The following is a 13819-nucleotide window of genomic DNA, read 5'->3' on the forward strand; positions in this document are numbered from 1 at the left end:
CTGGCGCGTCGGGCTTTTCGTCTTGAAAGGAACCCATGTCCGGACTCAACCAGGCCCTGGCCACTTTGTCCCGTCTTTTGTTGCGCCTGCTGCTGGTGGCCGGTGCGCTGGTGCTGGTGCTCAGCCTGCTCGCGGCCATGGCCTTGCTGGCCCTGGCCTGGACCCTGCGGGCCGGCTGGGCCCGGCTCACTGGGCGCCCTGTCACGCCCTGGGTGCGGCGCTTTGATCTGGGCCAGCAGTTTGGCGACGTGCTGCGGCGGGGCCAAGCCGGGGCAGGCGGGGCGGGGCGTCGCGCCCCGGCCGATGTCACCGACGTCGAGGTGCGCGAGATCATCGAGGTGACCGAAGTGACTGATTTGGGCGACCGCAGCCCTCGCTTGCCGCCGCGCTGAACCGCCTGGGCGGCCTGAGCGGCTCGGCGTTCCGGTGCCAGCCAGGGCTACCAGCCGTTTACCAAAACCTCAATCAGGCTTTACCTGCGGCTTTCAAAATGGTGAAACCGGCCCCCGGGGCCGCCACCGGTCAGGTGGCGCCTGCTGGCTGGCGCACCCTTGAACCAGCCCAGGAAGCCCATGCCAGCGCGGCGCTTTGCCATCACGGCCACCGACCGTTACCTCGGTGTTTTCAAGGCCTTTGTCGAGGCAGGCTGGCAGCCGGTGAAGCTGTTCACCGCCCCCACCGACGAACGCATCTCCCACAACAAGGCCACCATCGCCTATGCCCGCAGCCTGGGGTTGGACATCCAGCTCTCGCCGCTGGACCCGGCCGCCATGGCCGATCTGCAGGCCCGCGATTGCGAGCTGCTAGTGCTGGCCAGCTACCAGTGGCGCATCGGTGACTGGGCGCCTTATCTGCGCTATGCCATCAACTTCCACCCCTCGCCGTTGCCGCGTTACCGTGGACCCTATCCTCTGGTGCAGGCCTTGTTGGACCGGCAAAAGCGCTGGGCTGTGAGCTGCCACCAGGTCACGCACGAGTTTGATGCCGGCGATGTGCTGGCCAGCCGCAGCTTCGAGCTGACCGACGACGAGTGTCACGAGAGCCTGGACCTCAAGACCCAGATCGCCGCCGGGCAACTGGCCACGGCCGTGGCGATGAATCTGGACGCCCTGTGGGCGCAGGCCCAGCCCCAAGGCGAGGGGCACTACGTGAAGCTCTGGAGCGACGACGACCGCCTGCTGGATTTCGAACGTGGTGTGGACGAGTTGCAGACCCAGTTGCGTGCCTTTGGCCGTTTTGAATGCCTGGCGAGGGTCAACAACGTGCTCTTCCATGTGCGCCGCGCCGCGGCCTGGAAGCAAGGGCATCGTTTTCCGCCCGGGGCCGTGGTGCACAGCGACGGGCCCCGGCTGGTGCTGGCCTGTCGCGACGGGTATGTGGCGCTGCTGGAGTGGAGCCTGCTGGCCCCGGGCACACCGACCGAGACCCCGGCGCGCTGAAAGCTCTGTGGGCCCGGGCTGCAGCACGGCCCACCCCGCCCGATAATGCCCGCTGGCTGAATTGCGAGGGGCCCATGCGCTTCATCACCGACACCATTCCCGTTCTCAAGGCCCGCCTGGCGCGCGGCGAAACCAGTTGCGAGGCCCTGGTGGCCGGCGCCCTGGAGGCCGCGGCTGCACCGGCGGCAGCCAGCGTCTTCACCACCTTGTACCCCCAGGCCGCCCTGGCTGCCGCCCGCCACGCGGATGCGCAGCGCGCTGCCGGTGTGGCCCTGCCGGCCCTGGCGGGCCTGCCCGTCAGCATCAAGGACCTGTACGACGTGGCCGGCGAGACCACGCTGGCCGGCTCGGTGGTCTGCCGCGGCGAGCCTGCGGCCGGTGCAGACGCGCCGGCCGTGGCCCGGCTGCGCAACGCCGGTGCGGCGCTGCTGGGCAAGACCAACATGACCGAGTTCGCTTTCTCGGGTGTGGGCATCAACCCCCATCACGGCACGCCACGCAACCCGGCCGATGCCGGGGTGGCGCGCATTCCCGGGGGCTCTTCGTCGGGGGCCGCCGTCTCGGTGGCCCTGGGGCTGGCCGTGGCGGGCCTGGGCTCGGACACTGGCGGCTCGATCCGCATTCCTGCGGCCTTGTGCGGCCTGGTGGGCTTCAAGAGCACGCAGTCGCGCGTGCCACGTCAGGGCGCACTGGAGTTGTCGCGCAGTCTGGACACCGTGTGCGCCATGACCCGCAGCGTGGCCGACTGCCTCACGGTGGATGCTGTGCTGGCCGGTGCGCCGCTGCCCGTGCAACGGCGCCCGCTGGCCGGCCTGCGTCTGGCCCTGCCGCAGACCGTGCTGCTCGATGGCCTGGCGCCCGAAGTGGCCCAGGCCCATGCCCGTGCGCTCACGCGGCTGTCGGCGGCTGGCGCTCAGTTGATCGACATCCCCCTGAGCGAGCTGGCCGAGATCCCGCGCTTGAATGCGCCCGGCGGGTTCTCGCCGGTCGAGGCCTATGCCGTGCATCACCAGCGCCTGGCCCGGGCGCGGGCGCAGTTCGACCCCCGCGTGGCCGCCCGCATCGAGTTGGGGGCGCCCGTCACGGCCCGCGAGTACATCGCCATGCAGGACCACCGAGCTGACTGGATCGCCCGGGTGGAGGCGGTTCTGGAGGGCTTTGACGCGGTGCTGTGCCCAACCGTGCCCGTGTTGGCGCCGGCCATCGACGAGCTGGTGGCGTCTGACGAGGCCTTCTTCAAGGCCAATGGCCTGCTGCTGCGCAACACCTTTGCCTTCAACTACCTCGATGGCTGTGCCTTCAGCCTGCCCTGCCAGCCCGCGGGCGAGCTGCCGGTGGGGCTGATGCTGGCCTCGGTGCGCGGCGACGATGCGCGCCTGGCCAGCGTGGCGCTGGCGGTGGAGCAGGCGCTGGCCTGAGGCGCCTTGAGGTGCCTTTGGGCGCCAGGCTTGTCAGCGTCGCCTGGTGCGTTTTCAGCCCGGCGGGCGGCGCAGTTCGCCCAGCGCCTCGCGGGCCGATGACGCCACCCGCGCCGCATCGCGCAGGGCCACCTGCAGGCGTCGGTTCATCCAGGGCAGCACGTCCTCACTGAGCGGTTTTTCCGGCAGCAGGTCCAGCCCAGCGTCCAGGGCGGCTGCTTCAACCTGGGTTTCCACCTCGCTGTTGCCCGGTGGCCGTTGGCCTGGGGTCAGCAGCGTGTCCAGTGTCTTCTGGGCCGCCTGCACGGCGGCCTGTGCTTGGGCCCGTTGCAACTCGGAGCCCTCGCGCAACTGCATCATGCGCAACATCGACAAGTGGGCCATCAGGCGCTGGGCGTGGTCCAGCAGGCGGGTCAGGGGCTGAAGCGGCAGTTGCACCTGGCGCGGCTCGAAGCTGCTGCGTTGCAGCGCGGTGGCCAGCAGGCTCAGGGCGTCGTAGGCCTGGCGCCGGGCCAGGCGCTGGGCCACCGTGCGCTCGGGGTGGGCCGGGTCGTGCGGGGCCAGTGCCGCATGGGCATAGGCGCGCAGCGCCAGCAGCAGGCGCGGTAGCGCGCGGGGCAGGGCCCGCCGCTCCCACGAGGGCAGCACAAAGCAGAAAGCCCAGGCCATCAAGGCGCCCAGCAGGGTGTCGCCCAGGCGCTCGGCAATCGGAAAGCCGATCGCCGGGTGGGCCAGATGGGCCTGCAACAGCGCCATCACCGTGGCCGCCGAGGCGGTGACCAGGTAGCGTTCCACGGCGAAGCTGTGCGCCAGGCCGACGGCCATCAAAAAGGCCAGTGTCAGCACCCAGGGGGCGTGCACATGGGCCAGCCCCATCACGATCAGGCAGCCCAGCAAGGTGCCCAGCACCCGGATGTTGCGCCGCGACAGCGTCTGTTCCAGGTTGCCACGCAGCACCACGGCCACGCTCAACACCAGCCATTGGGGGTGCGCGGTCCAGGGCAGGGCCAGTGCGATGTAGTAGGCCGCGCCCAGCGCCAGCGCGGCCCGCAGGGCGTGGCGCAGCACGGGCGAGGCCAGGCTCAGATGGGGCTTGAAGGCCGACAGCGGCCAGCCTTCGGGGGCCACGAAAAGTTGCAGTTCCTTGCGTGTCAGTGGCAGTTCACCGTCGCCTTGGCGCAGCAGCGCATGGATGGCGTCCACGTCATCGGCCAGGTGTTGCACCCGGTTCACCAGCGCGGGCAGCAGGCGCGCCCGCACGTCGTCCGATTGCAACAGCGGGTGGGTCATGAATTGGTCGCGCAAGGCCAGCCGCAGCGGCGGCTCGTCTTCATCCGGGGGCGGCAGGCCACGCACACCGGCCTGGGCCTGGTCCAGCCGGTAAGCCAGGTGCCGCAGGCGTGCTGCCAGGGCGGCCCGCACCTGCAGGGCCAGTTCGTCGCTGCCCAGCAGCTCCAGGTCGAGGCGGCTGGCCAGCAGGATGTCGCGCAGGTCGATGGCCCGCAGCAGCATGCCGGTGTCGCGGCGTGCGCGGGCCGAATCCGGGGCGGCAAACAGCAGGTCGCGGGCGGCCTGCAGGCGTTCGGCCAACACGGCTTCGTCGCGCACCCAGGTCTGCAGCGAGTCCCGCGCCTGGTCGGTCTCAGCGGCCCCTTCCACCACCCCGGCCCTTGAGCGCAGCAACTGGGCCGTGGCGTCCAGTGCCGTCGCCAGGGCCAGGCTGCGGTAGCGCGGTTGCAGCAGGCGCACCAGGACCTGGGCCCAGACCAGGTAAACGGCCGAGCCTGCGAGGGTCCAGAGCAGCAGTTCGCCGGGTGGGGTGCCCGGGGGCATGCCCATGGTGAAGACGATGGCCAGCACGGCCGAAAACGACACCGGCCCGGCCCGGGGGCCCCAGGCCAGGGTCATCATGCCCAGGAACACCAGGCCCATGATGGCCAGGCCGAGCACCCTGGGGTAGGGGTCAAGGGCGGCCACCGTCCAGGTGGCCAGGGCGCCCAGGGCGGCCGCCAACAGCACCCGGTGCAGCGAGCGCCGCGGTGTGGTGGGCACATCGGCCAGGCTGGAGAACACCGCGCCGCTGCTGGCCAACTGCGCCAGGTGCAGCGTGGTTTGGCTGCCGAACAGCCACTGGATCAGGCCGATGCCGAGCGCCACCCCCAGGCCGTTGAGAACATGGGGGGGCAGGCGGAGCAGCCAGGTCAGGGGGTAGAAAGAACGCATGGGCAAGGCAAGAGGGGGCTGTCGGAGACCTGCGGCAGCATAGCGTGAGCCGGCGGCCTTGTCTGTGAGGATGTAACCGGATGAACGGCTCGCCTTCAGGCCACGCCTGGGCTGCTTCGGGCCTTGCCGCTGAAGTGGCTGGGGGGCTGTCCCATGGCGGCTCGGAACATGGCCGTGAAAGCACTCTCGCTGGCGTAGCCGCTGGCGGCCGCCACCAGGCTCACCGGCTGGCCGCGGGCCAGCAGGGGCAGGGCATAGGCCAGCGTGGCCTGCTGGCGCCACTGCTGGTAGCTCAGGCCCAGTTGCTCGCGGAACAGGCGAGCCACGGTGCGCTCGCTGGCGCCCACGCTGGCCGACCACTCGGCCAGCGTGGCCCGTTCACCCGGGGCCCTCAGCACCGCTTCGCACAGGGCCCGCAGGCGCTTGTCGCCGCCCTCGCGCGGGGGCAGGGGTACGCCCATGCGGATCTGCGGCGCCTGCAGCAGTTCATCGCACAGCAGGGGCTGGATCAGGCGCTCGCGTTGCAGCAGCGCCTGTTGCCTGATTGGCTCGACCCGGCTCAGCTGGGCGTCGGAGTGGGTGTCCAGGCTCAGCACCAGGGCGCGCATCAGCTCGGTGACCTCGATCACCACGCAGCCTTGCCAGGGGGCCTGCTGCGGGGCCGCCAGGTGGTGCAGGTAGAGGGTGTGCAAGTCGGCGTCTTCCACCACATTGATCGAATGGCTCATGCCCGCCGGCACCCAGACCGCCCGGGAGGGCGGCACGATGAAGGTGCCGTCGTCGGTGCTGAGGCGGCACACGCCATTGAGCGAGAAGGTCAGCTGGGGCCACTCATGGTGGTGCGGCACCACCTTGGTCTCGGCCTGAAGGTGGCGCATCTTGGCGCGCAACGGCCGATCCGCCGTGGGCAGGTAAAGGTGTGGGGTAAGGCTGTCGACCACGTCGCCGGCGGGGCGCACGGCCACCGGCCGGAGGGCGCTGCGTCGGGTGAGGGGGCGTCGGGTGGCGGGCATGTCGGCGGGCTGATTTGTCTTAATTTCGATGGATTATGTCTTTTCATCGTCAACAAGACGAGCGCGCTCCCCCTAACATGACCCTCGTCAAGCCACTCGGGAGCCTGTTTCATGTCCACTACCGCCCACGCCTTGCCCGTGCCCACTGTTCGTCAGGATGCCACCCTGATCGGCCTGGTGGGTCTGGCCCACGGCATCAGCCATTTCAGCCAGCTGGTGCTGGCGCCCTTGTTTCCCTGGCTCAAGGACGCCTTTGGCGTGAGTTACACCGAGCTGGGTTTTGTGCTCACGGTGTTCTTCGTGGTGTCATGCATCGTGCAGGCGCTGTCGGGCTTTGTGGTCGACCGCTACAGCCCGCGCCCGGTGCTGTTTGCCGGCCTGGGCCTGCTGGGTGTGGCCCTGCTGGGCTATGCCGCGGCGCCCAGCTACTGGATGCTGCTGTGTTGTGCCGTGCTGGCCGGCATGGGCAACGGGGTGTTCCACCCGGTGGACTACACCTTGTTCAACCGCAAGGTGGCCACCACCCGCCTGGGTCATGCCTACAGCGTGCACGGGATCACGGGCAGCCTGGGCTGGGCGCTGGCCCCGGCCCTGGTGGTGCCCTTGGCCATGGCTTTTTCCTGGCGCGTGGCGTTGGCCAGCGCGGGTGGGCTGGCGCTGGTCGTGCTGGCCGTGCTGTGGTTCAACCGTGAGGTGCTGAGCTTGCCCGGCGCCGCAGCCGTGCCCAAGCCTGCATCCTCTTCCTCGGCCAAGAGCACCGCTGCGGCGGCTGGCGGCCTCGATTTCTTGCGCATCCCAGCGGTGTGGATGTGTTTCGCGTTCTTCCTCTTCTATGCCATGGCGCTCAGCGTGGTGCAGACCTTTGCGCCGGAGGCCGCCCGGCAATTGCATGCCGTGCCCGTGACCCTGGTGGCGGTGTGCCTGACCATCTACATGGTGGCCAGCGCCGGTGGCATGGTGCTGGGGGGCTTTCTGGCCTCCGATCCCACGCGTTGCGAGCGCATCGTGGCCGTGGGCATCGGCCTGGCGGCCCTGGTGGCACTCAGCCTGGCACTGGCCCCGGTGCCGGCCAGCCTGGTGCCGGTGCTGTTCGGCTTCATGGGCTTTGCCAATGGCATTGCCGGCCCTTCGCGCGATCTGCTGGTCAAGCGCTCCACGCCCGAGAACGCCACCGGCCGTGTCTATGGGGTGGTGTACGCGGGGCTGGACATCGGCCAGGCCATCTCGCCGCTGGTGTTTGGTCGGATGATGGACCATGGGCAGTACACCAGCGTGCTGGTGGGCCTGGCCGTGGTGCAGGCCGTGTTGATCGCCAGTGCCTTCAATGTGCGGCGGGTGCGCCGCACTGCAGCGGGCCTGCAGCCGGCCTGAGCCCGGGGAGGGCAGGGCCGTTTCAGGCCGCTGGGGCGACGGGGTCGAACACCACCGGATGGGCGGGGCAGGCACGCACGCCGATCCAACTGCCCACAGGGTGCTCCAGATGGCTGGGCACCTGGGCCAGCAGCCGCTGGCCGTCGGCCAGGCGCAGCTCGTACAGCGATTCGGCGCCGCGGAACAGTTTGCGAACAATCTGGGCCTGGGGCGCACCCGGGGCCGGGTCGCAGGCCACATCGCTGGCGCGCAGCAGCACGTCGCAGGGGCCGTCGGCGCGGTGCGCCGGGGCTGGCAGGGGCCCCAGGGCGGTGTCGATCCAGCGCTGGCCGGCCTGATGTTGCACGCGGCCGGGCGCGAACACCCCGTGCCCGATGAAATCGGCCACAAAGCGGCTGGCCGGTTCGCGGTAAACCGTGCCGGCGTCGGCCCACTGGTGCATCCGGCCTTGTGACATGACCCCGATCAGGTCGCCCAGGGCAAAGGCTTCCATCTGGTCGTGGGTGACAAAAAGCGCGGTGGTCTGGGCTTCCTTGAGGATGCTGCGCACCTCGTGGGCCAGGCGCTCGCGCAATTCCACATCCAGGTTGGAGAACGGTTCGTCGAGCAGCATCAGGTGGGGCTTGGGCGCCAGGGCCCGGGCCAGGGCCACCCGTTGTTGCTGGCCGCCCGAGAGCTCATGCGGAAAGCGCTGGGCGCTGGAGCGCAGCCCCACCAGGCCCAGGACCTCATCCACCCGCTGGGCCTGCTGGGCCCGCGGCTGGCGGTGCAGTCCGAAGCGGACGTTGTCCGCCACGCTGAGGTGGGGGAACAGCGCGTAGTCCTGGAACACCATGCCGATGCGCCGGCCCTCCGGCGGCACATGCCCGCCCTGGCCGCTGACCCACTCGCCGGCCAGCCGGATGGTGCCGGCACTGACGGGTTCGAGGCCGGCCACGGCGCGCAGCAGCGTGGTCTTGCCACAGCCCGAAGGGCCCAGCAACACCCCGATCTCGCCGGCCTTCAGGCCCAGGCTGGCGCGGTCCACCGCCAGGTGTTCGCGGCCAGGATAGCGGATCTCCAGATCAAGGACTTCAAGAAACATGGGGCGATTGTAGGGAGTCCATGGGCCGCGATATTGGCTCCTACAATGCCGCATGATTTTTCGTCCGGGCTTCTTCTCGCGTGCCGTTCTCTGGGGGATCGCCCTGCTGCTGGCCTTGCCCGTGCTGGTGGTGATCGGGGCCTGGCTGCAGTGGAATGAAGGCTCGCACGACCTGCTGCGCAACATGCTGGACACAGTGTTGCCCCGCTATGCCGCCACCACCGTGCTGCTGTCGCTGGGGGTGGGTGTCGGGGTGGTGTTGCTGGGCAGCCTCTGCGCGGTGCTGGTGTCCCTGTTCGACTTTCCGCTGCGCCGCACCTTTGAATGGGCCTTGCTGCTGCCGCTGGCCATGCCAGCTTATGTGCTGGCCTATGCCTACACCGACTTCCTGCAGTTCAGTGGCCCCTTGCAGACCTGGATGCGTGCGGCCTGGGGCCTGGAGGGGCGCCTGCTGCCCAACATCCGCAGCGTGGGGGGCGCGATCGGCGTCTTCATCCTGGCCTTGTACCCCTATGTCTACCTGCTGGTGCGCACGGCCCTGGCACAGCGGGCCCAGTTGCTGATGGAGGCGGCCCGCCTGCTGGGGGCGTCGCTTGGCCGGCGGGTGTTCCGTGTGGCCTTGCCGATGGCCCGGCCCGCCATGGCGGCCGGGGCGGCCCTGGCCCTGATGGAGACCCTGGCCGATTACGGCGTCTCCAGCTACTTCGGCATCCAGACCTTCACCGCCGGCATTTACAAGGCCTGGCTGGTCATGGAGGACCACATTGCCGCGGCTCAACTGGCCACTGTGTTGTTGCTGATCGTGGCACTGTTGTTGACCTTGGAACAACGTTCCCAGGCTCGCCTGCGATTTGCCAGCCAGCGGCTGGACCGGGCTTCGGCAGGCTCGACCGTGCTCAGACTGGGGGGGTGGCAAGCCGGGCTGGCGATCGGCCTTTGCGCGCTGCCCGTGCTGCTGGGCTTTGTGTTGCCGGTGGGCTTCATGCTGCGCGCCCTGCACGCCGCCGGCGAGGTGGCTCTGCCCTGGGCGCGCTTCGGTCGCTGGGCCTTTGACAGCCTCGCATTGGGCCTGGGCACCGCCGTGCTGGCCAGCTTGCTGGCCCTGTGGCTGTCGGCCCAGTCGCGCCTGTACCCCGGCACCCAGATGCGTTCACTGTCCTATGTGATCGGCCTCGGGTATGCCGTGCCCGGTGCCGTGATCGTGGTCGGACTTCTGCTGCCTGTGGGCTGGGTGCAGTCGCGCTGGCCGCAAGGGTCGGTGGGGTCTTTGTTGACCACCACCTTTCTGGGGCTGATCTGGGCCTACCTGGTCCGCTTCGTGGCCGTGGCCTTGCAATCGGTGCAAAGCGGCTACAGCCGGGTGCCGGTTCACCTCGATGACAGCGCCCGCATGCTGGGTGTGGCGGGCTGGGGCCTGCTCAGGCGGGTGCACCTGCCGCTGCTGCGCCAGCCCATGATGGCCGCCATCCTGCTGGTGATGGTGGATGTCATGAAGGAGCTGCCTGCCACCCTGGTGTTGCGGCCCTTCAACACGGACACCCTGGCTGTGATCACCCACCAGCTGGCGCGCGATGAACGCTTGGGCGAGGCGGCCTTGCCGGCCCTGGCCCTGGTGCTGGCAGGCCTGGTGCCGGTGATCATGCTGAGCCGGACACTGCGCCGCCGTTAGTCTCGCGCAACACCTTGTATCGCGTGTGTTGATCTTCATGAGAATCATTCTTGTTCGTGATAGCATTTGCTTTCCTTTGCGTTGATTCGCAAAGTGATTGCAATTTCTTCACCCGAATCGACACCTTCTGAGCTGACCTTGGCGAGGCCCTCACACATGCGACGCATCCTTCCGATCTTCTTGTTGGCCCTTGCGGCGCCGTGGCTGTCCGCGCATGCGGACGAGGGCTCGGTCAACCTCTACTCGGCACGCCATTACCAGAGCGACGATGCCCTCTACAGTGCCTTCACCAAGGCCACCGGCATCAAGATCAACCGGGTTGACTCGGATGACGCCGGCATCCTCAGTCGCCTCAAGGCCGAAGGCAGCGCCTCGCCTGCCGATGTGATTTTGCTGGTGGATGCGGCCCGCTTATGGCGTGCCGAGAACGACGGCCTGTTCCAGCCGATCCGCTCCAAGACGCTTGAAGAAGCGATCCCGGCGCAGTTCCATGCCCAGCCCAAGGCCGATGGCGGCATCGCCTGGTTCGGTTTCTCGACCCGTGCCCGCGTCATCGTCTTCAACAAGATCAAGTACCGCAAATCCGATTTCGACACTTACGAAAAGCTCGCCGATCCCCAGTTCAAGGGCAAGCTCTGTACCACCACCGGTTCCTCTCCCTACAACGTGAGTCTGTTTGGTTCGATGATCGAGCACATCGGGGCCGCGGCCACCGAAACCTGGTTGCAGGGCCTGGTCAGCAACATGGCCCGTTCCCCCCAGGGCGGTGACACGGACCAGATCCGCGCCGTCGCCAGTGGGGAATGCAGCGTGGCCCTCTCCAACAGCTACTACTACGCCCGCCTGATGCGCTCCAGCAACCCCGAAGACCGTGCGGTGGTGGAGAAGGTGGGGGTGGTGTTCCCCAACCAGTCGAGCTGGGGCACGCACGTCAACGTGGCCGGCGGTGCCGTGGCCCGCTACTCGAAGAACCAGGCCAATGCCGTCAAGTTCCTGGAGTACCTGGCCAGCCCCGACGCACAGAAGCACTTTGCCAATGGCAACAACGAGTGGCCGGTGGCCAAGGGCGTGCAGTTTGACAACGCCGCCCTCAGGTCGATGGCGGGCGGCGGCACGTTCAAGAGCGAAGTCATCCCGGTGAGTGCCGCTGGCCAGAACCAGACCAAGGTGCAGCAGATGCTGGACCGCGTCGGCTACCGCTGACCCTTTTCCCCAGGTTGTGGCCGCCGCTTGCGGGGGGCGCCACGCCATTTTTCAAATCAGCCAGCGACTGCACAGCGCAATGCGGGTCGTCAGCCGTCGGCCTGGGCTTTGGCTTGGGGCCCACCCACACACTGGAGTTTTCATGCAACGCAAAAAGATGTCCCGAAATCAGCCTGCTGCGACGCGTCAGGCCGTCACCGTGCCCGGCAAGGTGCTGCCCCTGGCGGCGCTCATGTTGGCAGGTTCGCTGGGCACGGCCCAGCAGGCGCTGGCGCAGAGCGAGGAAAAGTCCCTCAGCACCGTGACCGTCAAGGACACCAAGGAGGGCCCGACCATTGCCAAGGAGAGCCTGCTCGTCAAGCAGACCGGCATCGCCAAGGGCAACCAGGACATCCGCGACATTCCCCAGACCGTGACGGTGATGACCGAGCACTACATGGACGACCGCAATTTCGATGATCTGCGCGAAGTGCTGAAGTCGGTCTCGGGCGTGACCTTCCAGGCTGGCGAGACCGGTGAGGAAGACGTTCGCATCCGCGGCTTCTCGCTGCAGCAGGCCGGCGACATCTATGTCGATGGCCTGCATGACAACGCCATGGTCCAGCACGACACCTTCAACCTCGACCGGGTCGAAGTGCTCAAGGGTTCGGCCTCCATGCTGTTCGGCAAGGGCTCGACTGGCGGGGTGGTCAATCAGGTCAACAAGCAGCCTTTCCTGATGGACCAGAGCGAGATCAACGCCACGGTGGGCAACGGCCGCTCGGCCCGGGTCTCGGCGGACATCAACCGCCAGACCGGCGAGTCGTCGGCCTTCCGGGTGAACATCATGCGCCAACAGGCCGACAACTGGGGCGCCACGGTCAAGAAGGAGGGCGTGGCCCCCACCTACCGCTGGGGCATCGGCGAGCGCGACGAGTACTCGATCGGCATGTACCACCTGCGCACCGAGGGGCGCCCGATGTACAACCACCCCTGGCTGATCAACAACGGCAGCACCACCGCCAGCAACAACAGCAGCGGCACCATCACCCCGGTGCTCGACGCCACCGCCTACTACGGGCTGGCCAGCGACTACCTGCGCACCGAGTCCAATTACGGCACGGTCACCCACAAGCGCCGTCTCGATGGCGATGCCGAGATCAAGACCACGCTGCGCTATGGCCACTACTCGCGTGACCTGCTGGCCAGCAACATCAGCTGGGGCAGTGTGACCACCGCGTCCAGCCTCAGCGACAGCACGGTGCTCAACCGCCGCTTCAAGGCGCGTCGCAACGACTCCAACATGCTGCAGGTGCAAAGCGAGTACACCGGCAACGCCCACTGGGGCGGCCTCAAGCACAGCCTGGTGGGCGGCGTCGATTACTACGACCAGCGTGCGCTGCAGAACAACAATGCCACGACCGGCCTGGCCACGCCCCCCACCACCACGGTGGGCAACCCCGACAGCGGCGCCTCTGTGCAGGACACCCGCTCGGTCGCCATGGCGCCCTTCCGCGCCCGTTCGCTGGGCTTCTACGGCCAGGACGTCATGAGCCTGACCGAGCAGATCAAGCTGGTCGGCGGCTTGCGCTACGACCGCTTCATGGGCAAGTATGGCGACACCAGCGGCAACAGCTTCAGCATGGACAACAACCTCTGGAGCCCGCGCCTGGGGGCCATCTGGCAGCCCAACGACACCTCGTCGTACTACGCCTCGTACGGCACCTCGTACAACACCTCGGGCGACACCTACCAGTACGGCACCGTCAACCTGAGCCTGTCGGGCACCAGCGCCACGCTGCTCAACACCCCGCCGGAAAAGAGCCGCAACTTCGAGCTGGGCGCCAAGTACGACGTGTTCGACAAGAAGGGCCTGTTCGGCGTGGCCTTGTTCCGCAGCGAGAAGTACAACGAGCGCAACACCGACGTCGACACGGCGGCCAACCAATACCTGCTCTCGGGCAAGCGCCATGCCACCGGCATGGAGTTCAATTTTGCCGGCCGCCTGACCTCGGCCTGGGAGGTGTTCTACAACCACACCTGGATCCCCTCGGCCAGCATCGACGTGAGCAGTGTGGCCTCTACCAGCGCCGCCCAGCGCCAGGGTGACCGCCCGGCCCTCACGCCCAAGCACAGCGCCACCCTCTGGAGCACCTACCGCGTGCTGCCGGGCTGGCGTGTCGGCGGTGGTTTGAACTACCGGGGGGCTCAGAATCCTGACCAGAACCGCAACGTCGTGGCCCCGGCCTTCACCACCGTCGATGCCATGGTCGAGCACAACCTGACCAGCAACACCCTGCTGCGCTTGAACGTGAGCAACCTGACCAACAAACTGTATGCTGACCAGCTCTACCGAGGCTTTTACGTGCCCGGTGCGCCGCGTCGCATCGAGTTGAGCGTCAAGGCCCTGTTCTGACCTG

The 13819-nt window shown here is 68.0% G+C and carries 10 protein-coding genes; 7 read left to right on the plus strand and 3 right to left on the minus strand.

Going from position 1 to position 13819, the window contains the following annotated elements; all coding sequences use genetic code 11:
• Positions 1-35: 35 nt before the first annotated feature.
• The 3 genes from AC07VS_RS03355 (at position 36) to AC07VS_RS03365 (ending at position 2857) form a co-directional block, all read left to right on the plus strand.
• Complete coding sequence (locus tag AC07VS_RS03355) at positions 36-392, plus strand: hypothetical protein (RefSeq protein ID WP_492346845.1); 357 nt, start codon at positions 36-38, stop codon at positions 390-392.
• Positions 393-551: 159 nt separating this feature from the next.
• Complete coding sequence (locus AC07VS_RS03360; RefSeq protein ID WP_492346846.1) at positions 552-1439, plus strand: formyltransferase family protein; 888 nt, start codon at positions 552-554, stop codon at positions 1437-1439.
• A 74-nt stretch (positions 1440-1513) separates the two neighbouring features.
• Complete coding sequence (locus AC07VS_RS03365; RefSeq protein ID WP_494750221.1) at positions 1514-2857, plus strand: amidase; 1344 nt, start codon at positions 1514-1516, stop codon at positions 2855-2857.
• Positions 2858-2911: 54 nt separating this feature from the next.
• Here AC07VS_RS03365 and AC07VS_RS03370 read toward each other — a convergent pair whose 3' ends face one another.
• Both AC07VS_RS03370 and AC07VS_RS03375 read right to left on the minus strand, forming a co-directional pair.
• Positions 2912-5080 (minus strand): FUSC family protein, encoded by a 2169-nt coding sequence (locus AC07VS_RS03370; RefSeq protein ID WP_494750222.1) that lies wholly within the window; start codon positions 5078-5080, stop codon positions 2912-2914.
• Positions 5081-5175: 95 nt separating this feature from the next.
• On the minus strand, positions 5176-6093 hold the full coding sequence (locus AC07VS_RS03375) for an AraC family transcriptional regulator (RefSeq protein WP_492346849.1): 918 nt from the start codon (positions 6091-6093) through the stop codon (positions 5176-5178).
• Positions 6094-6204: 111 nt separating this feature from the next.
• Between AC07VS_RS03375 and AC07VS_RS03380 the strand changes: the two genes are divergently transcribed.
• A complete protein-coding gene (locus AC07VS_RS03380; protein ID WP_492346850.1) occupies positions 6205-7464 on the plus strand; it encodes an MFS transporter in 1260 nt (419 codons plus the stop codon).
• A gap of 22 nt (positions 7465-7486) precedes the next feature.
• On the opposite strand, the gene AC07VS_RS03385 is transcribed toward AC07VS_RS03380, so the two are convergent.
• A complete protein-coding gene (locus tag AC07VS_RS03385; protein WP_494750223.1) occupies positions 7487-8548 on the minus strand; it encodes an ABC transporter ATP-binding protein in 1062 nt (353 codons plus the stop codon).
• Between the two features lie 52 nt (positions 8549-8600).
• Between AC07VS_RS03385 and AC07VS_RS03390 the strand changes: the two genes are divergently transcribed.
• From AC07VS_RS03390 to AC07VS_RS03400, 3 genes are all read left to right on the plus strand, one after another.
• Entirely contained in the window at positions 8601-10217 is a 1617-nt protein-coding gene (locus AC07VS_RS03390; RefSeq protein ID WP_492346852.1) for an ABC transporter permease, read from the plus strand.
• A gap of 156 nt (positions 10218-10373) precedes the next feature.
• Positions 10374-11420 carry an extracellular solute-binding protein gene (locus AC07VS_RS03395; RefSeq protein WP_492346853.1) on the plus strand — a complete coding sequence of 349 codons (1047 nt, stop codon included), beginning with the start codon at positions 10374-10376 and terminating at the stop codon, positions 11418-11420.
• 142 nt (positions 11421-11562) lie between these two features.
• Complete coding sequence (locus AC07VS_RS03400; RefSeq protein WP_494750224.1) at positions 11563-13815, plus strand: TonB-dependent receptor; 2253 nt, start codon at positions 11563-11565, stop codon at positions 13813-13815.
• The last annotated feature ends 4 nt before the right edge of the window (positions 13816-13819 follow it).

Source organism: Curvibacter sp. GW821-FHT01G03 (genome assembly GCF_059422285.1).

Excerpts from the sequence above, each read along its gene's own strand:
- AC07VS_RS03355 (WP_492346845.1), top strand. The coding sequence starts at position 36 with ATGTCCGGACTCAACCAGGCCCTGGCCACTTTGTCCCGTCTTTTGTTG.
- AC07VS_RS03365 (WP_494750221.1), top strand. The coding sequence starts at position 1,514 with ATGCGCTTCATCACCGACACCATTCCCGTTCTCAAGGCCCGCCTGGCG.
- AC07VS_RS03370 (WP_494750222.1), bottom strand. The coding sequence starts at position 5,080 with ATGCGTTCTTTCTACCCCCTGACCTGGCTGCTCCGCCTGCCCCCCCAT.
- AC07VS_RS03375 (WP_492346849.1), bottom strand. The coding sequence starts at position 6,093 with ATGCCCGCCACCCGACGCCCCCTCACCCGACGCAGCGCCCTCCGGCCG.
- AC07VS_RS03380 (WP_492346850.1), top strand. The coding sequence starts at position 6,205 with ATGTCCACTACCGCCCACGCCTTGCCCGTGCCCACTGTTCGTCAGGAT.
- AC07VS_RS03385 (WP_494750223.1), bottom strand. The coding sequence starts at position 8,548 with ATGTTTCTTGAAGTCCTTGATCTGGAGATCCGCTATCCTGGCCGCGAA.
- AC07VS_RS03390 (WP_492346852.1), top strand. The coding sequence starts at position 8,601 with ATGATTTTTCGTCCGGGCTTCTTCTCGCGTGCCGTTCTCTGGGGGATC.
- AC07VS_RS03395 (WP_492346853.1), top strand. The coding sequence starts at position 10,374 with ATGCGACGCATCCTTCCGATCTTCTTGTTGGCCCTTGCGGCGCCGTGG.
- AC07VS_RS03400 (WP_494750224.1), top strand. The coding sequence starts at position 11,563 with ATGCAACGCAAAAAGATGTCCCGAAATCAGCCTGCTGCGACGCGTCAG.